We start from the raw sequence: 26,453 nt of genomic DNA, 5'->3' as shown, positions 1-26,453 counted from the left end.
TCCCGTGCGTCGAGATGGGCGGACTCGAAATGAGGCCGCAGTTCGTCAACGACACCGTTGTCGCTCGGGATTGCCTGCTCGAACAGCAGATGTCCGTAATCGGCCGTCAGGCTTCGAGTTCCTTCGGCTGACTTTTGAGGGCGGCGATGAGTAGCCCCAAAAGAGCCTTCCGCTACCGGAGCAGGAGCGAGAAGTTGTAGCCGGCGGCGGCCAGGACGGCGTCGCCCTGCTGGCGGGCGAGGTAGTTGCGGCCAGCTTCTTTCGCTTCGCGCCACCAACCTTCGACCAAACCGGTGCCGTGACACCCGTTCCGAGAACAGGCGAGCCGCGCGCCGGTCCATATGCCGCGAAGGACAGACGAGCCAACATCCCGAAACTTGCTTACGTCGAACTCGCGGGAGACCGGCACCAGGGGGCCTGACACCAAGTCCTCGAATGCCCTCGATGTGTGTTCAAGATCCTAGGAAGTTCTCTCCTTACCACTGGAAGACAGCTCGTCCAGCCGCATCTGAACAGGAGGCCGGTGCTCAATCAGTGCCGCGCAGGATGTGCCCGATTGACAGGCATCAGGGAAGCCCAGGTCCTTAGTCCACAACGCTGTGACGAGCGCGACAACCGCGGCGGGGTTAGCCAGCTCACAGTTCAAGTCGATGGCTCAACTGTTGCATGGGGAGAGCTCTTACTTCTCGCTCCAAGTGCGGACGCGGCGCACGAGCTCGGAAGTTGAGATCCCGTAGCGATCGTGAAGCGTCGGCAGCGCGCCAGCGTCGAGGAACTCGTCCGGCAGGGCGATCTGCCGAAAGACTGGGGCCACTCCCTCCCGCATCAGCAGCGCGGCGACACCTTCGCCCAGCCCACCGATGATGGTGTGGTTCTCGGTCACTATCATTAGCCGTCCCGGACGGCGCGCCGCGGCAAGTATCGTCTCCGTGTCCAGAGGCTTGATCGTCGGAACGTGCAGAACGGCGCAGCCGATCCTGTCGGCTTCAAGCGCCTTCGCCGCCTCCAGCGCGCGCATGGTCATCAGGCCGCTTGAAATGAACAGCACATCCTCACCCTCGCGCAACAGGCGTGCCTTGCCGATTTGGAATGTGTAATCGTACTCGTCGAGCACGACAGGGACCTTGCCGCGCAACAGCCGCATGTAGACCGGCCCGTTGTAGTCCGCGATTGCTTCCGTCGCCTGTTCGATGTCGAGCGCGTCGCAAGGGTCGATGATCGTCAGGTTCGGCATCCCGCGGAAGATCGCGATGTCCTCCGTCGCCTGGTGGCTGGGGCCGTAGCCGGTCGTCAGCCCCGGTAAGGCGCAGACGATCTTCACATTGAGTCTCTCCTCGGCGATCGCCATGCAGATGAAATCGTAGGCACGTCGCGATGCGAAGACGGCGTAGGTGGTGGCGAAGGGCGTAAAACCCTCCCGCGCCAAGCCGGCGGCGGCGCTCATCAGCACCTGCTCCGCCATGCCCATCTGATAGAAGCGGTCCGGATGCTCCTGTGCGAAGACATGGAGATCGGTGTATTTCGCGAGGTCCGCCGTCAGGCCAACTATCCCGGGCCGCTGGTGCGCCAGTCTGGCCAGTGTGTGCCCGAACGGCGCATTGCGTGTCGGTACGCCATCGGGCGCGATCGACGCGATCATCGCCGATGTGGTCTTGCGCTCGCCCGCATTGGCGGCGTGGCGCGGCGCGAACTTTGACAACCTCAACGCGGACGTCCCTTTTCCAAAGCTTCGAGCGCTAACGTCCATTCGTGCGGTTCGACGCGGATGAAATGCGTGATGTCGCGGGTTTCCAGGAATGGCACACCCTTGGCCATGCGCGTATCGCAAACGATCACACGCGGACGAGGTTCCTTCAGGCCGCGCGCCATGTCGAAGGCCTTGCGGACCGCCTCGATGTCGTTGCCGTCGACGCGCTGCGCATGCCAGCCGAACGCCTCGAACTTGTCGGTCACCGGTTCGGAGGAGAGCATGGCCGTCGACGGACCATCGGCCTGCTGATTATTGAAGTCGACAATGGCAATGAGATTGTCGAGCTTGTGGTGGGCGGCCGACATCGCGGCTTCCCAGGTCGAACCCTCGCCGAGTTCGCCGTCGGACAGGAGGTTATAGACGAAACTGTCGCTCTGCTTGCGCCTCAGCCCCATGCACATACCGACAGCGATGCCAAGGCCGTGACCGAGCGAGCCGCCGGTGATCTCCATGCCGGGCGTGTATGCCGCCATGCCGGACATCGGCATGCGGCTATCGTCGCTGCCATAGGTCTCGAGCTCTTCCTCCGGTAGCACGCCCGCTTCGATCAGCGCCGCGTAGAGCGCGATGGCGTAGTGTCCGATCGACAGCAGGAAGCGGTCGCGTCCCTCCCACAGCGTGTCGTCCGGCCGGTAGTGAAGCGCATGGAAATAGGCGACGGCAAGCACGTCGGCGATACCCAGCGCCTGTCCGACGTAACCTTGGCCCTGGACTTGACCCATCCGGACGGCATGTCGGCGGATACGATAGGCTCGTTCGGCCAGGCTGACATTGCTGCCAGCGCGAGGCATCTCAAGATCCGGTGTCCTCTCAGCCATGGATCAGCATCCCACCGTTGACGTCGATCACGGCGCCGGTGATGTAGCTGGCCAGATCGGACGCCAGAAAGAGATAGGCGCCGGCGACGTCGCGTGCGTCGCCCAGCCGGCTGAGCGGGATTCCCTTGATGATGTCGGCGCGCATGGCGTCGGTCAGTTTGCCGCCGGTGATGTCGGTCTGGATCAGGCCCGGTGTGACACAGTTGACGCGGATGCGGTCGGACCCGAATTCGCGCGCCATGGCCTTGGCAAGCCCCAGAACACCCGCCTTGGCAGCCGAATAGTGCGGGCCACCGAAGATGCCGCCGCCGCGCTGGGCCGAAACCGACGACATGCAGATGATCGAGCCGCCGCCATTTTCGCGCATGTTCGGGATGAATGCCTGGCTGAGATGGAGCACGCCGCGTAGGTTGACATCGAGGATGCGGTCCCAGTCAGCCGCGCCGATATCCAGTGTCTTTGCGGGCTGCGTGATCCCGGCAATGTTGCACAGCACGTCGACCTTGCCGAAGGCTTCGGCCACTTCGGCAGCAGCCCTCTTGCACGCATCGAGGTCGGCGACGTTACAGGCGAGGCCAATGTGCTCGGGCCCAAGCGACTCGGCGGCGTCACGGGCCTGTTGCTCATCGAGGTCAAGAATAGCAATGCGCGCCCCGTGCTCCGCCATCAGCGTTGCCGTGGAGCGGCCTATCCCCCGAGGGCTCGCGGCCCCTGAAATCACCACGGCCTTGCCCTTCAGCAACATGTCGAACTCTCCTGCTATTTCTGTTTGCCGGTGATCTAAAGTCGGTAGAACCGGGCAGCGTTGTCATGGAACAGCGCGAGCCGCTCCTCGTGCGGGTAGGCGATCGTAATTTCCTTGAAGGCGTTCAAAATGGCGTCGAAGCTCGAGAACAGCTTGTCGACGGGGAAGTTCGTCGCGAACATCGAGCGGCCGACGCCGAACCTCGACATAGGGACGGATCGTCGCCGCGGTCCATTTCCAGTCGCCCATGCCCAGGCCCGATATCTTGCAGGCGACGTTCGGCGCTTGCGCCAACTGGTGCATGCCTTTTTTCCAGGCGCCAAAATGCTCGGCGCCGTCGACCTGCATGCCGGTGTGATTGAGAATGATCTGGACGTCGGGAAAGTCGCGCGCGAGTTCGAGGAACTCGCCCATCTGGGGATAGTAGAGCTGCAGGTCGAAGCTCAGCCGTCGCTTCGCCAGCTCCCGGAAACCACGCCGCCATTCGGGTGTCCGGCTCACCTCCGGCCGCGCCTGATATGTCTTAGCGGCGTCGGGATGGTAGTTCATCGACTGCCGAATGCCGCGGAAGTTCTGATGTTCCATGTGGCGGTCGAGGAGCTCGCCAACATCGGGTCTAGACAGGTCGGCATAGCCGACGATGCCATGCGGAAACCCCCGCTTGTCGGCGATCTCCTGCAGCCAGCGCGTCTCCCCAACCGGATCGCTGGGATCGAACCCCACATCCAGGTGCACCGATTTCACCAGGTTCTGGTTCTTGCCATCCTCAAGATAGTCCTCGAGAAGGTAACTTTTTCGGATCGCCTCGTAGTCACCGAAGGCTGACGGCTTAACCCCGTCGGTCAGCCACGGATAAAAATTGGTCTCCAGATCCCACAGATGATGGTGCGGATCGATGAACGGCAGCTCGGCCACGGTCGGGATTCCTTGCTTGAGGTCTGGACCGCCGGCCAAGCCGGCGGGTCCATTGGGTGGCGGTCAGTTGCTCGGGGGAAAGACGCGGGCGATGACCTTCTTGGCCTCGGGACTATCAACCTTGTCGGCCGTAACAAGAGGCATGACCAAGGCCAGATCCTGGGTCACCGCCGCGCCCGTCAGTGCGTTGTAGACCTGTTGAGTTCCGTCGATGCCTTGGCCTACTGCCTCCTGGAAGAAGATGCCCTGGAGCGCTCCCTTCTTGAGCAGCGCGATCGTGGTCGGCGAGCCGTCGGCCACGGTGATGCCGATCTTGCCGGTGAGGCCCCGGGTCTCGACCACCTTGGCGGCGCCGGTGCCGGCTTCGTCATACATGCCGTAGATGGCCTTGATGTCGGGATTGGCGGTCAACAGGTCGTTTGCCTGGGTGACGGCCTCGTTTATGGTCAGACCCCGCGTTTCCAGCATCTGGACGAGGTCGCAGCCGTCGGCGGCAAACGCCTCCTTGGCGCCCTTGAGGTACTTCTGGGCATTCTCCCGGTCCTGCGGCAGCGACAGCATGCCAACCTTGTTGCCGCCACGCTCCTTGGCAAGCTCGCAGGTGAATTTCCCCTGCGCCTTGCCGGTCTCATAGTTGTTCGCGGTGACCGAGGACGTATAGTTGGTGAGGCCCGGCTGCGGCCCGATGCCGGCGAAGGCGATCGGCACTTTCTGCTTCGCCAGATAGTCGAGCAGCGGCGGTGTCGAGGTCGAGCTGACGGGGCCGATCACGATGGCCGCGACGCCTTTGGTCACGGCGATCCGAGCATTGTCCATCTGCTTGGCGGGTGAGTTTTCCGAAGTGTACTCGACATAGTCCATGCCAAGTTCCTTGGCCTTCTCCTTCACGCCGTAGCCGACCCATTGCCAGTAGGAGATGTCCAGCGATGGGGCGATGTAGGCTACGGTCTTCTTGTCTTCAGAGTATGACGCGCTGGTTAGTGCGGCCGCGGCCATTGCCGCAAGCAGGATGGTCTTCAACTTCATCTTGGTTCCTCCCGTTGATGATCTAGATGCGGTTCTTGTTGCTGAAGCGGTCGATCAGAACCGCGAGCAGGATTGCGGCGCCTGTGACGGAGCCTTGCCAGAAGCTGTTCACGCCGATGAGATTCACGCCGTTCTGGATGCAGGTGATCATCAGAGCGCCCAGCACAGCGCCAATGGCACTGCCTGTTCCGCCAAAGAGGCTGGCCCCGCCGATGACGACGGCGGCAATGGCCTGCAGCATAAGGCTGGCCCCTGCCATCGCTTCGGCGTTGAGGATGTAGCTGACGGTCAACAGCCCGGCGAAAGAAGCAAGCAGGCTCGATACGACATAGGCCGCGAACTTGATGCGCAGCACCGGGATGCCGAGCAGCCGGGCTGCAACTGCCGACGAGCCGACGGCATAGAACCAGCGTCCCACCACGACCTTGCGCAGGATGTATTCCAGCGCGATCATCAATATGATGCAGAACAGAAGATGGTTGGGGACGCCCGGGATAATCTCGCCCGAATTCAGGAGCCAGAAATCCGGCGCGCCGATCGGCATCGAACGACCATTCGTGACGATGAAGGCCAGACTGCCCGCCACCGCGTAGGTGATGAGCGTGACGACGAAAGGCGCGAGCCCAACGACCGTGACCAGAAGACCATTGATCGAGCCGAAGACAAGGCCGACGGCCAGGCCGGCAGCACTGGCGGTCAGTCCGTCGGCGCCACTGGCCATCGCCAGCGCGGTCACCATACCGGTCAAGGAAAAGACTGAACCGACCGAAAGATCGATTCCGCCGGTAATGACGACCAGCAAAACACCGAGCGACATGATTATGAGAGGCGCGGCGGCCTGGATGATGTTTTGCACATTGCCCATGCTGAGTGCTGCGGGCACCAACATGCCGACGGCCAGCAGCAGGACGACGATCGCAGCGGCAATCGCGACTTCCGTGCGGTAGGACAAAAGAACTACTGGGACGCGCGACGTGGTGGTCCGAAATTTTTTCGTTGTGGTGGTGCCGTCGGTTGCGTCGGTCATGCCGCCATCCCCGTCAGTTCGGCGAGCCCCTCCTCGGTGAAGTGCTCTTCAGGCAGAAAGCCCTTTGGCCGCCCATCGGTGTCAAAGGCGAAAATGGCGTCGCAAAGCTCGAGCAGTTCGACGTTCTCGGTCGACCACCAGATGATGATCGCGCCAGCGTCGGCCATCTCCCGGATCAAACCGTAAATGTCATGCTTGGTGCCGATGTCGACGCCACGCGTCGGCTCTTCCAGCACCACCATCCGGAGCGGCAGTCCAAGCCACCGTGCGACGAGAAGCTTCTGCTGGTTGCCGCCGGACAACGAGGCCGGCAGATCCCAGATCGAGCTGGCTTTCAACTTCAGCGCTGAAATGAGATCGTGACATTCCTGCCGCTCGGCTGCGGCCACGATCCGCCGCCTTTCGCGAACCCTGCGTGCTGCAAGCACGTCATCGACGATGGGCAGTTGCGAAAGGACCCCCTTGGTTGCGCGGTCGCCCGAAACAAAGCCGATACCGGCCCGCGCCGCTGCCGCTGGGGACGAGAAACGGTCCCCAAAACCCCCGCCCGAAAGGCGCCAGCCAGCTCCGGGTCCGGCACCTACAAGGGGAGCAATGAGGCCGGTCGGGCCCGCCGGTGCGCCGGCCAGTCCCAAAATGGTCCCGGACAAAATTGCGATCCTGACGTTGTTTGGGCCCAGCAGCTCGATCGGTGGGCTCTGGGGGAGGCCCCTTTGCGGTTTGCGGTGGGTTGCTGGACGCTGCGCGTGTTGGCCCATCTGCTGGATGATGTCCGCGTCGCTGAGCGAGGTCAGGGGCGTGGCATTCGCGATCGTGACGCCATCGCGCAAGATCGTGCAGACATCGCAGAGCGCGCGGATTTCGCGCATACGGTGAGAAACAAAGACGATACCAATGCCTTCTTCTCGCACAAGCCGCTTTAGCACCGAGAAGAGTTTGACCGTCTCGGCGGCTGTCAGGTTCGCGGTAGGCTCATCGAGAAGCAGCACTTCCGCTCCAGTCGAAAGTGCGCGGGCAATCTCCACGATCTGGCCTTCGTGGAGGGACAATTTGCGTGCCGGCAGATCGATGATCTCTTCGCCGATCGCTGGGTCGATCAGCCGGAGCGCTCCGAGCGCGATTTCCCGCATGCAGCGACGGCTGATCTGGAACCAGCCCGCCTTTGCATGCACGATGCCGATATTTTCCGCGACCGACAGCTCGGGCAATAGCGCCAGCTCCTGATGCACCACCGCGATGATCGGGCTGGTGTGGCAGGCCTTCGACGAGGCGAAGCTAATATCGCCGGCATCGCGTGAGATCAGCCCGGTGATGATGCGGATCAGAGTGCTTTTGCCGGCGCCGTTGCCGCCCAGGAGCGCGTGGATTTCGCCAGGCCGGACCTGAAAGCTCACGCCCCGAAGGACCCGCGTTGCGCCGTAGTTCTTCTCGACATTGGAAGCCTCGATCAGGGGCTTCCTGCTCAACGTCTGTCCATCTGCCGGCACATAGCCGGCACTACCCAAGCTTTGGGCTGCACCCGGTTCCATTCTGTATCTCCTCCCGAGACCACAGGATGATGCGACCGATTGACATTCGGCTCAATTCTCGTTTCTTAAACATTCTGTGTAGCTGAGCTTAACCGACGAGGACGATGTCAGACATCAAGTTCAATTCGATGACGCATTTCGAGGCGGTCGCGCGGCTCGGCGGTGTGGCAAAGGCCGCGCAGGAATTGCAGGTGACACCTTCGGCGGTTAGCCAGCAGCTGCGGCTGCTCGAACACCAACTCGGGGTGCGGCTTTTTCAGCGCGAAAAGCGCCATCTCTCGCTCACGATCGACGGTGAGCGGCTCTTCCAGACCACCACCCAGGCTTTCGAATCCATACGCGAGGTGCGTAATGCCATTGTGCGGCAGCGCGAAAGCTTTCAGCTCAGCCTGCGCGTCAGTCCTTCCTTCGGTGAGAAATGGCTGGCGCCTCGGTTGGCCGAGTTCAGCAAGGATTATCCGAGCTGGAACTTGCGCGTCGACGCCACGCCCAATTTCTCGGATTTCGAAACGGAGGTCATCGATCTCGATCTTCGTTATGGCGATGGCGGCTGGGCCGGCCTTTATTCGGATTGCGTCGTCAACGATCTGATCCTGCCGATGTGCTCGCCTTCTTATCTTGCCGAACTGCGCGCTATCTCACCGGATCCGCGCGAGCAGCTTCGCCATGCGCGGTTGATCGACAGTGTGAAGGCCTATTTCCGGTGGGATTATTGGCTGCCGCGCAACGGTATCCAGGGCGCCCGAATGACGTATCCCTATCGTTTCGACCGTTCGTCAATGTCGGTTCAACTGGCGAAGGACGGTGCAGGTGTGGTCCTGGAGAGCACGTCCATTGCATTCGAGGATCTGGCGTCGGGTTCTCTGGTTCCGGTCTCGACGGAGTTCGAGGTCATCGAGTTTCCGGGTTACTGGCTGGTCTGTCCTTCGCGGCATATGAACCGGCGCGCGGTTCGCCTGTTTTCGGACTGGGTGTCACGCGTGGGTAAGCGCGACACCGATCTGGCTCGCCGGTTTCTGGCGGATAAGCAACTGCGCATATCCTTCGAACGACGGCCTCATTTCGGGGCACGGGATGACAAAGCGGCGCCAATGGCGTGAACAGTTCGGCGTTCAAGACATGGCAACACGAAGATTGACAGCACGTTACGGTTGAAGAGCTGGCAAAAACGCAGGCTGTGTGCAAGGGAAGGCGGGTTGGCCCCGCTTTTCATGCGTCGATTGTGCCTCTGGCTGCCCGCGCCACAATGACCCTAGAGATCAATCAAGCTGCGACCTTCTTGCGGCTCCGCTTCTCGGCTCCGGCGCGTGCGGCTCTTTTGGTTTGCGGCCGAGCTCGATCGTCTTGGCTAATGCCGAGCGCGCGGCGGCGTAATTCGGGGCAACCATGGGATAATCAGCCGGCAGACCCCATTTGGCGCGATATTCATCCGGCGTCAGCCCGTAATGGGTCGACAGATGGCGCTTCAGCGACTTGAATTTCTTTCCGTCCTCAAGGGAGATGATGTAGTCCCATGTGAACTGATCGGGTCTCCATTACGATCGACGTGATTTCTTGAAATGCAGGGGTGACGCAGGGCCGCCCAAATATTAATTTTCCTGGGCAGGTTTGAGGAGGTCAACGTGAGAACTCACGATAGCGGAATACGAGGATGGGAGTTCTGCGATTGACGCTGCGATCGACAAACACGGCAAAGACGCGACGACGTCGGTCGCGTATTGTGCGTTCCAGACGCTTGGCCATCGAGGTGAACCCTAGCATCGGTTTTGGTTTGACCTGTTTGTAAAGCTCGCAAAATCGGATCACGTGGGTTGGGCGTAGAGCTCGGTCTCAGCTCTCGCGTCAGCTAATTTGGATGTTCCACAAAACCAAACAGCCATTCGACCTACGCCGGAAACAATCGAGTCCCGCGGCGTGGTTGAGCTGGCGGCATTTCAACGCGACCAAGGGGTTTGGCTTCATTCAGCCCGACAGTGGTGGACAGGACGTGTTTGTCCCTATTCTGCTGTCGAGCGCGCTGGCCTGTCGACGCTCGTTGACGGCCTGAAGGTCAACTATGAGATAGAACAGGATCGGCGGACCGGCAAATCGTCGGCCGGCAACCTGAGCAAGGCTGGCTGAACCAGCCATGTGATTTCGGCAAGCGCATCAAGCACGCAACTTCAGTGCACCAAGACGATCAAGTCCGGTGGCCTACCGGCACGTCGTTGAAGTGTCACCTTTGCTGACCTATATGCGCGCTGCGTCGGATGTTTCCTCCCATTCGTCCGGCGCGTTCCCCTCTGGAGGTTTAACCTTCATACCTGGCCGGACCCTTTGGTCCGGCTTTTTTCTTGTGCGCGAGAAACGGGTAAACTGAGGCGACGACGTCCGGCCGCTGGTTGGGCGATCTACCGCCCAGAATCGTCAAATATCGCGTTGCCACGTCACCGGTGAAATGAGAACCATGATGAGAGCTGTCAAGCCGACGGTGTAACGTCGCCAGCCCGGCAGGCGGCAAACTGATCCCTGGCCGTCTTCTCGACCTGCCATTCTTGCCGGTCATTCGAAGGGCAATGGCAATTCGCTGCCAGCTTTCGCCGATATTTCCAAGTGATGTGGAAGAATTGACTATGCTGCGGGCTTGTCGAAGACCATGGGCAACCCACGTTTCTTCGCCATCTCGACGACCAACTCTTCGATGGCGTGATCGGAAAGGCGGGTATGCAGTATCGTACGAATTCGTTTAACCAGTTCGTGCACCGGCAAAGGCGAGAGATCCTCGGCGTCATCGAGAAGCCGACTGACTTCGATCACAACGTCAGCATCGATGTCGCTCGGCAAATCTCGCATATGCTATCTCCGATCGACGTAAATATTGCCGTCTTCCTGACCGTCGTCGAGTCAAGCAAATGAACGTCGGGGTTGTTTCACACGATGGCAGGACTCGATGTTCTGCTTCGGCTGCATAATTCGCGGTCATCGAAGCGACGCGTGAAGCTCTGCTTTCCTAAGTCACTTTGGAAGCCATCGAGGATACTATCATTTGGACCTCAGTCGCTGCGTAGGATTTTCGCTTCTAGCGCCCCTACAACGAAGGCCCGTCTCCCAACCGCCGGCTGAGCTTCACCACGCAGAACCTGAAGACATGCATCCATAGCCAGTTTTCGCTTCTTCGTCTGATAAGGAAACTCCGCAACAGGATCGTGGCAGCGTCGTTCACATCGAATATGACGCGCTCACGGTCATGCCGGCCAACTTGCACCACCACGGGCCGGACCAACCTGCTCGACATGCAATTACTCTCTCAGCTCCGACCCCGAGACGGTCTTCGCGTATCATGACGTGGAGTCGATTTAGACATGTATTGGCTAGGGCCCGAAGAGAACCTGCAGTTGCTCATCTCAACACAAGTTGCCCTGTCCAATTTCAGCAGGGCGCTATCTGAATCCGGATGGGTCCCGGTCTTGTTGCGCAAGAAAGCACAGCGGAATTCTGTCGCGTCCGGAAGGTGAAGCGGCGCTTGGTCCCATGGCGGGCTTTCCTGAAGCCCGAGCCTTCCCTCCTTTGTGTGTCAGCCTTGACGCGGCCGCTGCCGTTGCGCCAGCGCTTCTTTCGGCGCGGACAGGCCGACAGAGGCAGAGGGCGGACGGGATTGCGGGTGGCGGGTGGAGGTCCGGGAGATCGGCTCCCGGCGCCCGCCGCGGAGCTCCAACCATGACACAGATGGAAATTCACACGCCCACACGCAACGAACATCGAGGCTACAAGGTCGAGGTCAGCCGCGGCCAGCGCATCGGCCGGGTGTCGTCGGAGTGGTTTAGCCGCCCGGCCGACGAGCGCTACCTTTCTCTCACCAATCTCCACAATTCGGTGAAATGGCGGTCCGAACGTAGCAAGACGCGCACCGTCGAAAGTGAGCTAATCCGCGTCGAGGCCAGCCGCGACGATCCGGAGCGCCTGAGGCTAATGCTGCCCGATGCGCCTGCCCCAGTTGCCCCCACGCATTGGAGTTTTGGCCAACTCGCCAGCCTGATAGGCGCGCCGGCCACCTATCTGCGCCAGCTTCCGGCCCCGCTCGCGGCGATCAACCTTCAGCATGGTCTCCTCAACCACCGCGAACAGGTGAAGACGCTGGAAATCAAGAACGGGCGCCTCGAGTTGCGAGCGGTAACAGGTCCGGACTACGGCAGGATTTTCGATGAAGAGCTGATCGCGGCCGTCCAAAAAATCGCCGGCAACGGTACCGGCGACACGCGTTGGAAGGTGCCCGGCGTGCTCGACTGGTCGACGGGAATCTACAATCCGAATGTCGACATCTCCAATGCCACGACGACGCTCTATGCGTCCGACCGTGATGTCTTTGTCTTCCTCGTCGACGACCTGAATCCGATCGAAGCCGGCAAGCTGCCCGATGGCTCGCCCGACGTCTTTTTCAGGGGGTTTTATTGCTGGAACTCGGAGGTCGGCGCCCGCACGCTTGGAATCGCCAGCTTCTATCTACGTGCAGTGTGCCAGAATCGTTGCCTCTGGGGCGTGGAGGATTTCGAGGAAATCACTATCCGGCATTCTAAATATGCCGCCTCGCGTTTTGCCCTGGAAGCCGAGCCAGCGCTGATCCGGTTCGCGGAGTCTTCGCCCATGCCGTTCGTCAATGGCATCAAGGCTTCGCGGGAGCGTGTCGTCGCTCGGGACGATGAAGATCGCCAGAGCTTCCTGCGCAAGCGCGGCTTCTCCAAGGCTGAGACGACGAAGATCATCGATGCCGTGCTTTCGGAGGAAGGGCACCCGCCCGCCTCGATTTTCGACTTCGTGCAGGGCATTACGCGGGTGGCGCGCGACAAGTCGCATCAGGATGTTCGCCTGGAGATGGAGGGCAAGGCCAAGAAGCTTCACGATCTGGCAGCATGATACCGCAATGCTGCGCGCCGCGGGAGTGGGTAACGTCACCGGGCTGCCGATGCCGTTGCATCGCTGCGGCGCGCAGCACACGGCCTGCGCTGCCGGTCTGGCAAACACATCTTTCAGGTCCAGGTGTGCGCTGCACAAAATCGCAATGCTGCTATGCACAATTAATGCTTCTCGGGAGCGTGGAAGGGAGTAGCTTGTCGGTATCAAGTTTCGTCCGGGTCACCTCCTCCCGACCTTGGCGATCGGGACGGCATTTATTCCTCCCGAATGCTGTCGTCCAAATCAAGCCCGCCGCATCTCCTCCCGCGGCGGGCTTTTTCGTTGTGCGAGCGGCGGCTTCTGGCAGCCCGATTGCAGGAAACGAACGAGGAGGTCCGTCAGTCGGGGAGGTTGAACCGTTCGATGGTGATGGTACGCGCGACATCCACCGTAATCTCCAGCACTTCGTTCCATGCCTCCTCCCCACCGAGCTCCGAAAGGGCGAGATGAAAGAGCCTGTGCTGGAGATCGAGGCTCATCAGGCCAGGGGCGATGTTGAAGGCGACCAGCCCGACATGCAGCTCCTCGCCGCGATAGAGGCCGCGAAAGTCGGTCGTGTTGTGCGTGACGAGCACATAGCCGTCATCGACCGCGCGCCGGGTCACCATATGGTCCTTGGCGCCGGCGAGCCCAGCCAGCGCACATGGCTCGACTCGGGAAAACCCCGTTCGCGCGTTCGCAAGCTCTGGGCTCAGGCATTCGTCGATCAGGAATTTCACGAAACGGCCGGCAGATCGTCGAGACGGATTGTGCGGCTCGACTTCGCTGCCGTACTGCGCCACGCCGGCTTGACCGGCGGACGGCCACGCCGCGGATAGGCGAGCGCATAGTCGGCCGCGAGCCCGATCTGGTCGAGAGTCAGTTGCGGATAGGCGGCACGGATCGTCTCGGGCGTATCGCCATTGGCGAGCATGTCGGCAACGTCATGAACAAGCACGCGTGTTCCCACAAAAGCCGGCTGACCGCCAAGTACCGCTGGATCGCGCGCCACCATGGCCTTTGCTTTCCTCAGCCGGCTGAGGCCGGTCCTTACCCCGGCGGTGATTGGCTTCAGGTCGACCTTAAGCGGATCGTCCGCGACCACGGGCGCAGCTTCATCGGCAATAGCGTGCTCGACGATCCGCCGCCGCGCGGCAGGCGTCAGCGTCTCCGCCGTCAGCCAGGCGAGGCGTAGGCCGACGAGACCCGCTCCGATGATGACGCGGCTGCCGCGGCGTGTCTCGACACGGCCGCGTAGCAATCCGGCATCGATGATGCGATGCACCTGCTTGAGCGGCACCTGCGTTACCGCCGCCGCCTCATTGGCGGTGAGCACTTCGGTACTAAACCCCGGCATGACAATAATCCTTCCACGTTCATGGAAGATATATAGTCATCTGCCGTCCGCAGTCCAGCGAAGCTTTGCGGCAGGCGGCAGGCGGCCGGCGCCGGTGTGAGGCCTGGAGGCAGAGGGGGAAGGGGAGGTTCCTGACGGGCTTGGAGGTTCGGGGAGAGGCCCCGGGCCGCTCGTCATGGAGAACCTGACCATGGCAAAGAACGCCATTCAGAAGATTGCGATGAACGCCGCGGAGAACATTCCCTATGACAAGCTCAGGCTGTCGCAGAGGAATATCCGCCGCATCAAGGACGGCGTGTCTATCGAGCAGCTCGCCGAGGACATCGGGCGGCGAAAGCTGATCCAGAGCTTGAACGTCCGTCCCGTGCTCGACGGCGAGGGCGAGGAGACCGGCGCGTTCGAGGTGCCCGCCGGCGGCCGGCGTTATCTCGCGCTCGGCATCCTCATCAAGCAAAAGCGCCTGGCGAAGAACGAGCCAATCCCCTGCATCGTCAACCGCAGGCAGGAGACCTCGGCCGAAGAGGATTCGCTTGCCGAAAACCTGCGGCGCGCCGACCTGCATCCGCTCGACCAGTTCCGAGCCTTCAAGACGCTCAGCGACCAGGGTCTGGATTCGGAGGAGATCGGCGCCCGCTTCTTCGTGTCGCCGGCGACGGTGAAGCAACGCCTGCGATTGGCATCGGTGTCGCCGATGCTGCTCGACCTCTACGAGAAGGACGAAATCCGGCTCGAACAGATCATGGCGTTTTCGATCTCGGACGATCACGCGCGCCAGAAGCAGGTCTGGGAGCGAATCTCCAGCTCGCACACGCAGGAACCGTACTACATCAGGCGCCTGCTGACGGAGACCACGGTCCGGGCCGATGATCGCCGGGCCGTCTATATCGGCGCCGAGGCCTATGAGGCGGCCGGCGGCGTCATCCTGCGCGATCTCTTCGAGCAGGATTCTGGTGGCTGGTTCCAGGATGCGGCGCTCCTCGAGCAGCTTGTCTTCGACAGGCTGAAGATGGATGCCGAGGCGATCCGCGCCGAAGGGTGGAAATGGGCCGAGGCGGCGATCAGCTTTCCCTACGGCCATACCTCCGGCATGCGGCGCATCTATGCCGAGGCGCAGGAGCTCAGCGCCGACGAGATCGAACGCTACGACGCGCTGAAGGCCGAATACGACAAGCTGGATGCGGACTATGCCCGGGCCGAGGACGCCGACGAGGCAATCGAGGCGAAGCTCGACCAGCTGGGCGCCGAGCTCGATGCGATCGATGATCGTCCTCAAAGCTACGATCCCGCCCAGAAGGCCATCGCCGGTGTGTTCGTTACGCTTGCCGCGGACGGCAAGCTCCAGGTCGAAGGCGGTTTCGTGCGGTCCGAGGACGAGCCGCGGACCGAAACCGGCGACGTCGATGAGGGCGAGAAAGGGGGCGCCGACGGCCAACCCCGAGCCAATGGCGACGATGATGGCGATGGTGTTGACGTCAACGGCAAGCCGGTGGAAGACGGCTCTAACGACGACGGCGAGGACGACGGCATCAAGCCGCTGCCCGATCGGCTGGTCTTCGACCTGACCGCGCAGCGGACGCTGGCACTGCGCAACGCGCTCGCCGGTGACGTCGACATTGCCTTCGTCGCGGCACTCCATGCCTTCGTCCTGCAGGTCTTCTATCGCTTCGCGCCGGACACGTGCCTGGAGATCAGCGTGAAGAGCGGCAGCTTCAGCCAGGTTGAGGGTCTTGCCGAGACGTCCTGGGCCAAGGAGATCGCCGAGCGGCACGAAGCCTGGGATCGCGATCTGCCCGATGAAGCGGAAGGCCTGTGGGACTTCCTTCTCGGCCTCGACGACGCAAGCCGCAAGGCGCTGTTCGCGCACTGCGTCTCGCTGACCCTCAATGCGGTGGTCGAACCCTGGAACAGGCGAGCGAAGGCGCTCGAGCATGCAGACGTGCTCGGCCGTTCCCTCCAGTTCGACATGGTCGACGCAGGCTGGACGCCTACAGTCGAGTTCCTGGGGCGGCTCACCAAGGCGCGGATTCTACAGGCTGTCCGTGAAGCGCGTGGCGCAGACTCCGCGCAGCTGATCGACCACATGAAGAAGGACATCATGGCCCGTGAAGCCGCGCGTCTTCTCGAAGGATCGAACTGGCTGCCCGAGCCGCTGCGCCTTGAGGTCGATGAAGTGGCCACCGATGCTGGCGACGGGGTCGCCGGCGATATGTCGGACGAGGTGACGCTCGACGGCGATGCCACCGAGCTGCCGGCCTTCCTCGCCGACGATGCGGATCCGTCCTCCGAAGAGCCGGTGACCATCGACGGCGACGAGGCAGACCACCTCCAGGCCGCTGAATAATCGGCCTCACGCTCGCACCGGGCCCGGCACTCCGCCGGGCCGTTTTTCGTTTTCCGACATGGAGAAACCCGCATGTCCGCACATATCGTGTACGAATCCGCCCCATTGGGGAGCTTTATCCGATACAGCGACGGCGCGGCGAAGCCGCCGGCTCGCTTTTCCAAGAAGCTCGCCGCCTGGGAGAGCCGCAACGGCCTCGGTCGCCTGGTCAGGAAGGAACCGCCGCGCGAGCGCGCGACCTATAGCTCGCCGGCCTACTTCACCCTGCATGAGGGCGATTTCGGGCAGGGCGGCATCATCATCGTCTCGGTAAGGCGCACCTGGTCCGTCGAGACCGACCTGCGATTCGAGGTCATCGAGCGTCCCATGATCGGCATGGTCCGCGTCCTGCAGGAACTCGGGGACAGCCCGGAACTGCTCTATCTCGCCAAGGATCGCGAGGCTGCCGAACGCTGGCTCACTAACAACCAGTATCGTCGGGCCTATCTCGAGGAAGTCTCCGCCGATGAGGTCGGCGCCGACATCATCGAGGGCCGCACGGCCGCTTGATCACTTCACCGCATAGAACCACCCTGACGAACGGGCCCGGGATCGCGCGAGCGATCGCGGGCCTGTTCCATTTCATGGAGATCGACATGTTCGACTGGAACAGAAGCTGCTCCTATGACGAGCAGCACAAGAGACGCTTCCACACGATAGCCCGTTCACGGCTGAAGAAACTCGCCGCCGAACTAAACCTGCCCTCGGGCTGCTTTGACCTGCGCTCCAACAAGGCGGGCATAGCGGTTTCCGGTGAGATTACCCTGCACCACGACCGCGCCTACATCCAGGTCGGCCAGTTCGGTTTGTCCTCAGGTCACGGCGTCCTGATCCGCACCTGCAAGGGCCGCAAGGATTATGTCGGCGGGGCCAACCACTTCGTTGCGCTCGGCATGCTTGACGACATCCCGGCGCTCGCCGCCGCCGTGCGTGCCATCACTGGGGTTGTTCGAGGCGCTTCGCGTTCCTCCGAGCGACGCGCCGCCTGAAGCCTGCAAACCCCATCTCGCCGGTGCACGCGCCGACCGCAGGCTCGGCCAGTCGACAGCCACAACACCACCAAACAGTTGCGGCGACGCGGTTCATGCCGCGCCTGGCCGACCTGCGTTTAGGAGAACCCCATCACCGCACATCCACCCTTCAGGAAGGTGCTCGACGGCGTCGCCACCCGCGAGCAGATGTTCCAACTGTTCAGCCGACACAAAGACACTCCCGTCATCGATCCGCTTTCCGGCACTCCCTATTCAGGCGAGTGGTTCGAAATCCCCGCGTCAGAATATCACTTCAGGCTCGATTTGCTGCCACCGCTGTTCATGCGCACCGGCTTGTTCGGCACGTCGGAGTTCAAGGCCGGCAACGTGACCAGCGTATTCTTCGCGATCCGGATCAGGGGCCGCGAACGCTGGTTTCATGGCTTTTGCGACCTCACGGATCGGCAGTCCCCTGACAAGATGCGCGCCGCCATCATCGCCCACGAGACCGGCGCGAGCGACAGCATGACCCGCGCGGAACAGCTCGAGGCGATCTGGAACACGACGCTCCCGACTTCGAGGGGATCGCCGGCGAGATCAATCCCGGCACTTGGGCCGCGGAGTGGCAAACGCGTCATTCTCGCTCAACAATGGTGGCAATGGCACGATCCTGAAACTGCTCGAGGACCTGTCGGACGATGAGATCGACAGCCGCTTGCAGGCAATTCCCGAGCGACGCAGGCGAGGCGATAGCGATCCAGACCCCTCCTAGGCAGCCGTAATAATGTCCTGACGCCTGTATGCACAGTCAGCATCCCCGCCGTGATGGGTCGCGACCGCCGCTTCGGTGGGGATCAGCGCCTCCACCCAGATAGCGACATCGTTACTTTGCGAACGGGGAGGCGTGGGCTAACGCCGGATGACGATAATCCCAGCCAGTGCGATGAGAACGATGCCGAGCATTGAAGCCGCATCCAGACGTTCCGAAAACAGCACGACGCCCCATAGCACTGCGAAGGCCAGGTAGGAGAAGTCCCAGGTCGAGATGATCGACGATGGTCCCCACTGGTAGGCGATGGCCGTGCCAATGCTGCCGATCAGCATCGTCATGCTCAAAAACCCTATCAGTGCCCATTGGGTCCAGCCCATTGGAATCCACTCGCCGATGAACAGGCTTTGCCCGCCCTCGCTCCCGGCCGTCACGGTCGCCAGGCTCGCGCCGCCCGCGAGAACGATCGCTAACAGGTTGAAGATCAGCGCCAGAACGAAGGGGTTTTCGCCGCGGCTCTTGGTACGCGTCAGCACCATCGCCAGAGCGTAAAGAATCGCGGAAACCAGCGGCATCACAGCATAAATGCTAACATCACCGGCCTGCGGCTTCAGCATGAGCAGCACACCGACGAAGCCGAGGGCGACTCCGGCCCAACCTTGCACTCCGACAGGTTCCCTGATCCAGATGGCCGCAAAAAGAGTAATGAACAGCGGGATCGTGTAATACACCGCCGCCGCCATCGAAAAATCGAGCCACGGTAGCGAAGCGTAGTAGGTCAGCAGGCTCGACAGAAGCAGGCTGCTTCGCACGATGGCCCATCCAGGATAGGCTGGGCGCAACGACACCTGTGGAAAGCGCCATTTCAGGATCGAGATCAACAAGGGCAGCGTGACGCAGGACCGCAGGAAAACGAACTGCGACAGCGGCACGTCCGAGATCGTGACCTTTATGATCGCATCCGCGATGGAAAGCGTCAGGTTAGTGAAAACCATCGCCGCAACGGCGATGCCCACCCTGTCCACTTTGCGGGCCGTCTGACTAATCGACATTCTCGCGTCTCTGCTTCGTTCGCCCAGGCTAGCGAGCCGAGAACGTTCCAACAATTGTGTTTATACGGAAATATTGTCTGTGTTCTTGTACAATGAGCGGCGACATGAAAAGGGGTGCCCGATTTTGGACAGCGTGGACGACATGATCCTTTTGGCCGAAGTCGCCGAAACGGGCAGCTTTACCCGCGCCGGGGAGCGGATCGGGATGCCCAAATCTACCGTCAGCCAACGCATCGCCCAGCTAGAGGCCCGTGTGGGATTGCGGCTCCTCAACCGTTCCACCCGGCACGTGAGCCTTACCGGCAGCGGCCAAGTCTATCTCGAATACTGCCGCCGCGTTCGCGCAGAGGTTTCGGCCGCGAACATGGCGATGACCAATCTGAAGGAACAACCGGTCGGGACGCTGAAGATCACCTGCCCAGAGGTAACAGCCACCTATTTCATGCCCACCTTCCTACACGGATTTACCACGCAGTTTCCCCGCATCGCCGTCGAACTGATCGCCACAAACCGGCATCTTGACATCATCCGCGAGGGGGTTGATTTCGCCTTTCGCGTTGGCACGAGCACAGGTCAGGATCTGATCGTGCGGCGTGTCTCCTCGATCAAACGGGTTCTCGTCGCCGCCCCAGCCTATCTGGCGGCTGGCAGTCCTCTTCGGGAACCGACCGATCTCCTGTATCGCCGCTGCCTAATTCACGATGCGCAGCCCGAATGGGTGTTCTTGTCACACGGCACACCGATCGTCCTACGACCGCCGCCGGCTGCGATCTCGGATTCCATGGGGTTTCTGCTGCAATCCTGCATCGCGGGCGGCGGTGTCGCTCTCCTTCCCGCTTATGTATGCCAGCCGGCCGTCGCGGTCGGCCGCCTGCTGGAATTGCTGCCTGGGTGGGAAATTCCACCCTATGAGATGATGCTGATCTTTCCCAACCTGAAGAACCAGTCCAAGGCGCAGGCCGCATTCCGCGATTATGTGAAGACCTTCGACTTTTCAGTGTTTGGCGTTGCACGGAACTAGATTTCTCGGGTCCTACGGTCGCGTTGTTCCCTGTCGCAACGCGGGGTTCGGCAAGGGCGAATGGCATGCCGAGTATCAGGCGCCCACTGTCCTCGCGCTACGGATCTTCGCAAACCCGCAGCATGCTCACCGAAAAGATGATCGCTGGTCATCCCCCACCAAACCGTCATGGTCCAAGACAGCGGGGATCCTTGTTCAACGCATTGTCTGAATCGATGGCCGCCAATCAATTCACGGCATTGATGGAAACCTAGATGTCGTCCCAGCCTATGGAAGGGCCGGCATCTCCCCGTCACCGACCCGCCAGATCCACGCACCCATCTCCGGCCGGTTCGCGATCATATCCTGCAACGACGCCTCGAACGCTTCGTCCGCACCGGCGGGGACGATAAAGAGCGCCATCGGCTCTTGCCTGTTCTGGAGCAAAGCGTTGGCGATCGGCTGGTCGGCTTGCAGGTCGTAGCGCAATCCCTTGACGCTTTTCTCCCGAAGGCGGGCAAGCGCGTCAACGAGCCTCTTCTCCGGGATCGTCTCGTAAGGGATCCAGTTCTCGGATACCAACATCAACGCGACCTCCTCGACAATTGCAAGGCCGGCCGGGTTCAGTCCGAAGGTCGCAATCGCCACGAGATGCGAGCTGGAATCTGCTCCCCACAGCGACAATTCTTTCTCGAAACGTGCCTGCAAGCGGCGGTGCAATCCATCGTCGATGATGAAGGGGAAACCGGGCAAATGCTTGATGACGAGTTTCTGACCCGATCGGGCGGGCATGAATTCCTTCACCTCGCCGACCAGGACCAGCAACTTTCGTGGGCCGGATTTCGGCGGGAGCGCAGGTGCAAGAATCGCATTGCGACGCTGCTCGATCGCTTCCTTGTTCTCGGCGCGAAACGGCTCGGGCACGAACAGGATATCCGCGAGCGGTCCGCCCCTCACCGTCATTTGTCCGGCAGCCTCGAGAAGGTGCCAGCGGACATTCCACCAATGTCGCTTGCCAGCCCATCGGGATGTCCAGACCGTCAATTCGGCCTCGTGCCAGAGATAATGAAGGAGGCCACGCAGCGACATCCTCCTGGGGTCTCCGGTTACACTGGCGGAGCTCTGGCCAGCAGGCACGGACGCTGCCCGGCTCCCTGTCTTCGACAGGCTGAAGTCCAATTTGAGGGCCGCCATGCCGCTTTGCGGATCGAGCTGTATCGCGCTGCCCATCAGCGCGCCCAGCCCGGACAGCTCGTAAGGCGATTCATATGAATCACAGGATGGATCATGCCCGCCGCCGCTCAGCGGCATGCGCTTGATCAGGTGAAGGTCGCCGATGCGGGCGATGTACATCGGGCAGCCCGGCTCGCGGCACAGGCATAGCGGGCGCTCGGTGCGGGCATAGGCGTTCGCCAGCGCCGCCTGCAGGTCAGGCGCCCCCTCCTCGTAAACCGCACTGCCAATTCTGAACCGTCGCATCACCTCCACAGCTCCAGGTCGCCGCCGCATCGCTGTCCGGGCATTCAAGTCATGGCTTTGCGCAGAGCGCAACCCGATTGGTGCATCGGCGCCAGAGGCAGGGGGGAGCCGGGAGAAGTGCGGCCCGGCTGGCGCGGAGAGAGTGCCGGCGCGGGCGCCACTCCCCTCTCGCGAAGGATATCTCCATGAACATTCTTTCGACCACCTCAATCGTCGCACGTACGGCCGCTTCCCTCGCCGCGCCGGCACAAGACGTCATCGGCACCGCCCAGGCGATCCATCAGGCGGGAATGCGGCTTCTGCCTTTCCTGGAGCAGGGCGAGCCTGTCACCACCGCCGCACTGCGCACCGCCATGACGACAAGTTTTGGCGGCAGCGATGCGCAAGGGTTATGGGTCTGGAAGGACGCCTATGAGGCGCTCGAAGTCGCCCAGGTGCTGTTTCTGCGCCAGTTCGGCCCCGCGATCCTGTCCCGTTCCACCACGCCGCAGGCAACGCTGGCGAGGATGAAGCGCATCGCCGAACTTCTTCCCACGCATACGCGACGGTCCGACGAGAGTCACGCGATGCAGCAGCTCTCCACGCCCTTGCCGCTGTCCTTCGTCACAGCGCACGCCGCGGCGATCACATCTTGCGACCTCGTTCTCGAACCCTCGGCCGGCACGGGTCTGCTCGCCGTTAATGCCGAGATGGCGCGCGCCTCGATCGCCCTCAACGAACTTGCCGCGACGCGGGCCGATCTCCTCGGCTTGCTGTTTCCGCGCCTGCCCGTCTCTCGGCACGACGCCGCCCATATCGACGATCATCTCGACGTCGCCATCGAGCCGTCCGTCGTGCTGATGAATCCACCCTTCAGCGTCGGCGCCTATGTCGACGGCCATGTCGCCGACGCGGCATGGCGGCACCTCTCCTCCGCATTCGCACGCTTGCGTCAGGGCGGACGCCTGCTCGCCATCACAGGCACCGGGCTGTCTCCGGAAAACCCCAAATGGCGGGGCGCCTTCGAACGCCTGCAGGAGCAAGGCACCATCATCTTCACCGCGGTGATCGACGGCCGTGTCTACGCCCGCCATGGCACCACCACTGAGACGCGCCTGACAATTATCGACAAGGTACCGGCCGCCGACCCGAAAAGCTTCGTCCGGTCGCCCGGCAAGGCCACGGATGTCGAAACGCTGCTCTCCTGGATCACGGATCTGCCGCCTCGGACACCGGGCGGCTTTCCGGATTCGATCGGCGCGCTGTCCAACGTCATCCCGCGCAATGCCGCCATGCACATGGCTGCTCGATCGGGGGCGAGAGCCGCACCCCTCGCTGTCTCAATGGCTGCTCCGAAGGCCATCCAACCGGTCCGTACGATGGCACGAGCAAAGCCCGCTCGCCAGGTCATGGCAAACAGCACGCCGGCTGTTCCCCTTGCCTACGAATTGCGCGACTGGATGCCGGAGGAGGGCGGCCGGCTCACCGATTCAATCTACGAACCCTACGCGCTCCAGTCGATCGACATTCCCCGCGCCAAACCGCATCCGACGCCCCTCGTACAGTCGGCCGCAATGGCCGCCGTCGCGCCACCAAAACCTTCCTATCGGCCGCTTCTTCCTGATGCGATCATCCACGAGGGCCTGCTGTCGGACGCCCAGCTTGAAAGCGTGATCTATGCCGGCGAAGCCCATTGCGGCCATCTCACCGGCGCCTGGACGGTTGACGAGACCTGCGATGTCGTCTCGGCTGCGCCAGAGGGTGCTGCGAACGCTGTCCGCTTCCGCCGTGGATGGTTTCTGGGTGACGGGACCGGTTGCGGCAAGGGACGGCAAGTCGCCGGCATCATCCTCGACAATTGGCTGCAGGGCCGCCGCCGTGCGATCTGGATTTCCAAGTCGGACAAATTGCTTGAAGACGCCCAGCGCGATTGGGCATCACTCGGCCAGGAAAAACTTCTTGTCCAGCCGCTGTCACGTTATCGGCAGGGCACACGGATCCGCCTTGCCGAGGGCATCCTGTTCACGACCTACGCGACGCTCCGCTCGCAGGAACGGGAGGGCAAGAAATCCCGGATAGCCCAGATCCTCGACTGGGTGGCCCAAGAGTCAGGGAGGGCCGAAGGCCCGACGGCGATTAAAGAAAACCCGACGAGGATTGGAGGAAACCCGTCGGGGGCCAAAAAATCTTTCGATGGCGTCATCGTCTTCGACGAGGCCCACGCCATGGCCAACGCAGCTGGCGGCAAAAGCGAGCGTGGCGACGTCGCCCCGTCGCAGCAAGGAAGGGCGGGACTGCGGCTGCAGCACGCCCTTCCCGACGCGCGCGTCGTCTACGTCTCCGCGACCGGTGCCACCGCGGTCGAGAATCTCGCCTATGCGCAGCGTCTCGGCATCTGGGGCAGCGAGGATTTTCCCTTCGCCAACCGCGCCGAATTTGTCGCCGCGATCGAGGATGGCGGTGTCGCGGCGATGGAAGTGCTCGCCCGCGATCTCAAATCGCTCGGCCTCTATGCGGCGCGTTCGCTCTCTTATGACGGGGTCGAATACGTCTTGCTCGAGCACGCGCTGACCGAGGAACAGATCCGCATCTACAACGCCTATGCAGATGCATTCCAGGTCATTCACAACAACCTGACCGCCGCGCTCGAGGCGACCAACATCACCAGTGAGTCCGGCACGCTGAACCGCAACGCCAAGGCAGGCGCGCGCTCGGCCTTCGAGAGCACGAAGCAGCGTTTCTTTAGCCATCTCATCACCTCGATGATGACGCCGACGCTGATCGGCGCGATCGAACAGGACCTCGCCGACGGTCATTCGGCGGTCGTACAGATCGTCTCGACCGGGGAGGCGCTGATGGAGCGACGCCTTGCCGAAATCCCCACCGGGGAATGGTCGGATCTGCATGTCGACGTCACGCCGCGCGAGTATGTCGGCGGGTACTTGGTGCACTCCTTCCCCACCCAGTTGTTCGAGGAATATTCGGACGCGGAAGGCAACGTCTATTCGCGGCCGGTCCACGACGCCGACGGCAATCCCGTCCAATGCCGGGAGGCGGTTCGCCGGCGCGACGAAATGGTCGAAAAACTCGCATCGCTGCCGCCGGTCGGCAGCGCGCTGGACCAGATCATCCATCACTTCGGCACCGACACCGTGGCCGAGGTGACAGGCCGGTCCCGCCGCATCGTCAGGAAGGCCGGCCGCGATGGCATCGACCGGCTGGCCGTGGAAAACCGTCCGGGCTCGGCCAACCTCGCCGAAACCCAGAGTTTTATGGATGACGACAAGAGCGTTCTGATCTTCTCCGACGCCGGCGGCACCGGCCGCTCATATCATGCCGATCTTGGGGTGAAGAACCAGAGGCTGCGCAAGCACTATCTGCTCGAGGCCGGCTGGCGCGCCGACAACGCCATCCAGGGTCTCGGGCGGACCCACCGCACAAATCAGAAGCAACCGCCGCTGTTCCGGCCCATGGCCGCCAACGTGAAGGCCGGCAAACGCTTCCTCTCGACGATCGCACGACGGCTCGACACGCTGGGCGCGATCACGCGCGGGCAGCGCCAGACCGGCGGGGCAGGGCTGTTCCGTGCCGAGGACAATCTCGAAAGCCCCTACGCGCGGGCCGCACTTCGCCAATTTTACATGCTGCTGCATCAGGGGAGGATCGAAGGCTGCTCGCTCACGACCTTCGAGACCGTGACCGGGCTGTCGCTGACGACTGACGAGGGCGGGCTGCGTGACGACCTGCCGCCGATCACGACCTGGCTCAACCGCCTGCTGGCGCTGCGCATCGAAACCCAGAATCTGCTGTTCGAGGTGTTCGAGCAGCTAATGGCGGCTAAGGTCGAGGGCGCGATCGCTGCCGGCAACTACGACAGGGGACTGGAGACCATCACGGCGGAGAGCATCGTCGTCACCGATCGCCGCACCGTCTACGCGCACCCGGTTTCCGGCGCGCAGTCGCATGTGCTCATCGTCGCGCGCAAGGACCGTATGCGGCCGCTCAGCCTCGTCGACGCGCTGGCCATCGTCCGGGCGGAACCGCAATCGGTTTTGTTGGTGAACGCGCGGTCGAACCGCGCGGCGATACAGCTGCCGACGGCCAGCCTGATGCTCGACGACGGAACCGTCGAACACCGAGTGCGCCTGCTGCGGCCGACGGACGAACTGCGCTTCGGTCTCGATGCCCTTGCCGAAACACACTGGCAGCCGGCCGACCGAAAACTGTTCTGCGAGCTGTGGCAGGCAGAAGTCACCGCCGTCCCGGAGTTCACCACCAGCACCTTTCACATCGTGACGGGTTTGCTGCTGCCGATCTGGCGGCGGCTGCCGGACCATGATTGTCAGGTTTACCGGATCCAGACCGATGCCGGCGAACGCATCATCGGCCGTCACATCGCGCCGACGCTTGTCGCGACCATGTTCCGCAATCTCGGTCTCGACGATGTCCCCAAGCTCGCGCCGGGAGATGCCTGGACCGAGCTCGTGGAAGGCAGAGTCGGACTGCAACTCGCCGGTGGCCTGATTCTGCGCCGCAGCCGCGTCATGAACGACTACCGTGTCGAATTGATCGGCTTCACCGATGCCATGGTTCCCCGGCTGAAGGCGCTGGGGCTGATCTCCGAAATCATCTCCTGGAAGCTCCGACTGTTCATCCCGACGAGCGAGAAAGGGCCGTCCATCCTCGCCGCGTTGCTCGACCGCCACACACTGGTCGGCGTCACCGACCGCGCGGCAGCGGCGTGAGGG

20 protein-coding genes and 3 pseudogenes are annotated in these 26,453 nt (G+C 62.2%); 9 read left to right on the top strand and 14 right to left on the bottom strand.

Annotated elements, in window-relative coordinates; genetic code table 11:
• Positions 1-679: 679 nt before the first annotated feature.
• The 7 genes and pseudogenes from NKJ35_RS17510 to NKJ35_RS17480 form a co-directional block, all read right to left on the bottom strand.
• A complete protein-coding gene (locus NKJ35_RS17510) occupies positions 680-1,705 on the bottom strand; it encodes a transketolase family protein (RefSeq protein ID WP_502900079.1) in 1,026 nt (341 codons plus the stop codon).
• Complete coding sequence (locus NKJ35_RS17505; protein ID WP_502904306.1) at positions 1,702-2,541, bottom strand: transketolase; 840 nt, start codon at positions 2,539-2,541, stop codon at positions 1,702-1,704. The genes NKJ35_RS17510 and NKJ35_RS17505 overlap by 4 nt, the downstream gene beginning before the upstream one ends.
• Before the next feature lie 19 nt (positions 2,542-2,560).
• Entirely contained in the window at positions 2,561-3,313 is a 753-nt protein-coding gene (locus tag NKJ35_RS17500; protein ID WP_352648779.1) for an SDR family NAD(P)-dependent oxidoreductase, read from the bottom strand.
• A 35-nt stretch (positions 3,314-3,348) separates the two neighbouring features.
• A pseudogene (locus NKJ35_RS17495) lies at positions 3,349-4,159 on the bottom strand (amidohydrolase family protein).
• Between the two features lie 132 nt (positions 4,160-4,291).
• Positions 4,292-5,224, bottom strand: coding sequence for a substrate-binding domain-containing protein (locus NKJ35_RS17490; protein WP_502904649.1), 933 nt, complete (start codon positions 5,222-5,224; stop codon positions 4,292-4,294).
• A gap of 52 nt (positions 5,225-5,276) precedes the next feature.
• Positions 5,277-6,281 carry an ABC transporter permease gene (locus NKJ35_RS17485; protein WP_352648775.1) on the bottom strand — a complete coding sequence of 335 codons (1,005 nt, stop codon included), beginning with the start codon at positions 6,279-6,281 and terminating at the stop codon, positions 5,277-5,279.
• On the bottom strand, positions 6,278-7,810 hold the full coding sequence (locus NKJ35_RS17480; protein WP_352648773.1) for an ATP-binding cassette domain-containing protein: 1,533 nt from the start codon (positions 7,808-7,810) through the stop codon (positions 6,278-6,280). Before NKJ35_RS17480 ends, NKJ35_RS17485 begins: the two co-directional genes overlap by 4 nt.
• Positions 7,811-7,914: 104 nt before the next feature.
• Here NKJ35_RS17480 and NKJ35_RS17475 point away from each other — a divergent pair, with 104 nt between their 5' ends.
• Entirely contained in the window at positions 7,915-8,910 is a 996-nt protein-coding gene (locus NKJ35_RS17475; protein ID WP_352648771.1) for a LysR substrate-binding domain-containing protein, read from the top strand.
• A 163-nt stretch (positions 8,911-9,073) separates the two neighbouring features.
• Here the strand turns inward: NKJ35_RS17475 and NKJ35_RS17470 are convergent.
• Positions 9,074-9,327: pseudogene (locus tag NKJ35_RS17470) on the bottom strand (Ros/MucR family transcriptional regulator); the annotation flags it as partial.
• 338 nt (positions 9,328-9,665) lie between these two features.
• Between NKJ35_RS17470 and NKJ35_RS17465 the strand changes: the two are divergent.
• Positions 9,666-9,931: pseudogene (locus tag NKJ35_RS17465) on the top strand (cold-shock protein).
• Positions 9,932-10,420: 489 nt separating this feature from the next.
• Here the strand turns inward: NKJ35_RS17465 and NKJ35_RS17460 are convergent.
• Together NKJ35_RS17460 and NKJ35_RS17455 are read right to left on the bottom strand one after the other, a co-directional pair.
• On the bottom strand, positions 10,421-10,642 hold the full coding sequence (locus NKJ35_RS17460) for a hypothetical protein (RefSeq protein ID WP_352648769.1): 222 nt from the start codon (positions 10,640-10,642) through the stop codon (positions 10,421-10,423).
• A gap of 200 nt (positions 10,643-10,842) precedes the next feature.
• Positions 10,843-10,947 (bottom strand): hypothetical protein, encoded by a 105-nt coding sequence (locus NKJ35_RS17455; RefSeq protein WP_352648767.1) that lies wholly within the window; start codon positions 10,945-10,947, stop codon positions 10,843-10,845.
• 559 nt (positions 10,948-11,506) lie between these two features.
• On the opposite strand from NKJ35_RS17455, the gene NKJ35_RS17450 reads away from it, so the two are divergent.
• The gene (locus NKJ35_RS17450) at positions 11,507-12,700 is read left to right on the top strand and encodes a DUF932 domain-containing protein (RefSeq protein ID WP_352648765.1); all 1,194 of its coding nucleotides are present in this window, start codon (positions 11,507-11,509) and stop codon (positions 12,698-12,700) included.
• A gap of 377 nt (positions 12,701-13,077) precedes the next feature.
• Here the strand turns inward: NKJ35_RS17450 and NKJ35_RS17445 are convergent, their stop codons facing one another.
• Both NKJ35_RS17445 and NKJ35_RS17440 read right to left on the bottom strand, forming a co-directional pair.
• Positions 13,078-13,458, bottom strand: coding sequence for a DUF5615 family PIN-like protein (locus NKJ35_RS17445; RefSeq protein WP_352648763.1), 381 nt, complete (start codon positions 13,456-13,458; stop codon positions 13,078-13,080).
• Positions 13,455-14,075: a DUF433 domain-containing protein gene (locus NKJ35_RS17440; RefSeq protein WP_352642904.1), complete on the bottom strand. Its 621-nt coding sequence runs from the start codon at positions 14,073-14,075 to the stop codon at positions 13,455-13,457. Before NKJ35_RS17440 ends, NKJ35_RS17445 begins: the two co-directional genes overlap by 4 nt.
• A 190-nt stretch (positions 14,076-14,265) precedes the next feature.
• Between NKJ35_RS17440 and NKJ35_RS17435 the strand changes: the two genes are divergently transcribed.
• The 4 genes from NKJ35_RS17435 (at position 14,266) to NKJ35_RS17420 (ending at position 18,128) form a co-directional block, all read left to right on the top strand.
• Positions 14,266-16,416, top strand: coding sequence for a ParB/RepB/Spo0J family partition protein (locus NKJ35_RS17435; RefSeq protein ID WP_352648761.1), 2,151 nt, complete (start codon positions 14,266-14,268; stop codon positions 16,414-16,416).
• A 72-nt stretch (positions 16,417-16,488) separates the two neighbouring features.
• Positions 16,489-16,965 (top strand): UCP036055 family protein, encoded by a 477-nt coding sequence (locus NKJ35_RS17430; RefSeq protein WP_352642907.1) that lies wholly within the window; start codon positions 16,489-16,491, stop codon positions 16,963-16,965.
• An 86-nt stretch (positions 16,966-17,051) separates the two neighbouring features.
• Positions 17,052-17,444, top strand: a complete 393-nt coding sequence (locus NKJ35_RS17425) for a hypothetical protein (protein WP_352642909.1) — start codon at positions 17,052-17,054, stop codon at positions 17,442-17,444.
• Between the two features lie 159 nt (positions 17,445-17,603).
• Positions 17,604-18,128 carry a DUF1419 domain-containing protein gene (locus NKJ35_RS17420; protein ID WP_352648758.1) on the top strand — a complete coding sequence of 175 codons (525 nt, stop codon included), beginning with the start codon at positions 17,604-17,606 and terminating at the stop codon, positions 18,126-18,128.
• A gap of 207 nt (positions 18,129-18,335) precedes the next feature.
• On the opposite strand, the gene NKJ35_RS17415 is transcribed toward NKJ35_RS17420, so the two are convergent.
• On the bottom strand, positions 18,336-19,247 hold the full coding sequence (locus tag NKJ35_RS17415) for a DMT family transporter (RefSeq protein ID WP_352642912.1): 912 nt from the start codon (positions 19,245-19,247) through the stop codon (positions 18,336-18,338).
• A 142-nt stretch (positions 19,248-19,389) separates the two neighbouring features.
• On the opposite strand from NKJ35_RS17415, the gene NKJ35_RS17410 reads away from it, so the two are divergent.
• Positions 19,390-20,268, top strand: coding sequence for a LysR family transcriptional regulator (locus NKJ35_RS17410; RefSeq protein WP_352648857.1), 879 nt, complete (start codon positions 19,390-19,392; stop codon positions 20,266-20,268).
• Between the two features lie 267 nt (positions 20,269-20,535).
• On the opposite strand, the gene NKJ35_RS17405 is transcribed toward NKJ35_RS17410, so the two are convergent.
• On the bottom strand, positions 20,536-21,726 hold the full coding sequence (locus tag NKJ35_RS17405; protein WP_352648756.1) for a DUF1173 domain-containing protein: 1,191 nt from the start codon (positions 21,724-21,726) through the stop codon (positions 20,536-20,538).
• Positions 21,727-21,911: 185 nt separating this feature from the next.
• Here NKJ35_RS17405 and NKJ35_RS17400 point away from each other — a divergent pair, with 185 nt between their 5' ends.
• Positions 21,912-26,450: a strawberry notch-like NTP hydrolase domain-containing protein gene (locus tag NKJ35_RS17400; RefSeq protein ID WP_352648754.1), complete on the top strand. Its 4,539-nt coding sequence runs from the start codon at positions 21,912-21,914 to the stop codon at positions 26,448-26,450.
• The last annotated feature ends 3 nt before the right edge of the window (positions 26,451-26,453 follow it).

Origin of the sequence: Mesorhizobium sp. M0136 (assembly GCF_040322515.1) — a bacterium.
GTDB lineage: Bacteria > Pseudomonadota > Alphaproteobacteria > Rhizobiales > Rhizobiaceae > Mesorhizobium.
Note: the sequence above shows the minus strand (reverse complement) of the source record. Positions and strands in the feature narration are given on the sequence as shown.

Bases quoted from the DNA above. Each gene is read 5' to 3' on its own strand.
- NKJ35_RS17505 (WP_502904306.1), bottom strand. From the start codon at position 2,541: ATGCCTCGCGCTGGCAGCAATGTCAGCCTGGCCGAACGAGCCTATCGT.
- NKJ35_RS17500 (WP_352648779.1), bottom strand. From the start codon at position 3,313: ATGTTGCTGAAGGGCAAGGCCGTGGTGATTTCAGGGGCCGCGAGCCCT.
- NKJ35_RS17490 (WP_502904649.1), bottom strand. From the start codon at position 5,224: ATGGCCGCGGCCGCACTAACCAGCGCGTCATACTCTGAAGACAAGAAG.
- NKJ35_RS17485 (WP_352648775.1), bottom strand. From the start codon at position 6,281: ATGACCGACGCAACCGACGGCACCACCACAACGAAAAAATTTCGGACC.
- NKJ35_RS17480 (WP_352648773.1), bottom strand. From the start codon at position 7,810: ATGGAACCGGGTGCAGCCCAAAGCTTGGGTAGTGCCGGCTATGTGCCG.
- NKJ35_RS17475 (WP_352648771.1), top strand. From the start codon at position 7,915: ATGTCAGACATCAAGTTCAATTCGATGACGCATTTCGAGGCGGTCGCG.
- NKJ35_RS17460 (WP_352648769.1), bottom strand. From the start codon at position 10,642: ATGCGAGATTTGCCGAGCGACATCGATGCTGACGTTGTGATCGAAGTC.
- NKJ35_RS17455 (WP_352648767.1), bottom strand. From the start codon at position 10,947: ATGGATGCATGTCTTCAGGTTCTGCGTGGTGAAGCTCAGCCGGCGGTT.
- NKJ35_RS17450 (WP_352648765.1), top strand. From the start codon at position 11,507: ATGACACAGATGGAAATTCACACGCCCACACGCAACGAACATCGAGGC.
- NKJ35_RS17440 (WP_352642904.1), bottom strand. From the start codon at position 14,075: ATGCCGGGGTTTAGTACCGAAGTGCTCACCGCCAATGAGGCGGCGGCG.
- NKJ35_RS17435 (WP_352648761.1), top strand. From the start codon at position 14,266: ATGGCAAAGAACGCCATTCAGAAGATTGCGATGAACGCCGCGGAGAAC.
- NKJ35_RS17430 (WP_352642907.1), top strand. From the start codon at position 16,489: ATGTCCGCACATATCGTGTACGAATCCGCCCCATTGGGGAGCTTTATC.
- NKJ35_RS17425 (WP_352642909.1), top strand. From the start codon at position 17,052: ATGTTCGACTGGAACAGAAGCTGCTCCTATGACGAGCAGCACAAGAGA.
- NKJ35_RS17415 (WP_352642912.1), bottom strand. From the start codon at position 19,247: ATGTCGATTAGTCAGACGGCCCGCAAAGTGGACAGGGTGGGCATCGCC.
- NKJ35_RS17410 (WP_352648857.1), top strand. From the start codon at position 19,390: ATGATCCTTTTGGCCGAAGTCGCCGAAACGGGCAGCTTTACCCGCGCC.
- NKJ35_RS17405 (WP_352648756.1), bottom strand. From the start codon at position 21,726: ATGCGACGGTTCAGAATTGGCAGTGCGGTTTACGAGGAGGGGGCGCCT.
- NKJ35_RS17400 (WP_352648754.1), top strand. From the start codon at position 21,912: ATGAACATTCTTTCGACCACCTCAATCGTCGCACGTACGGCCGCTTCC.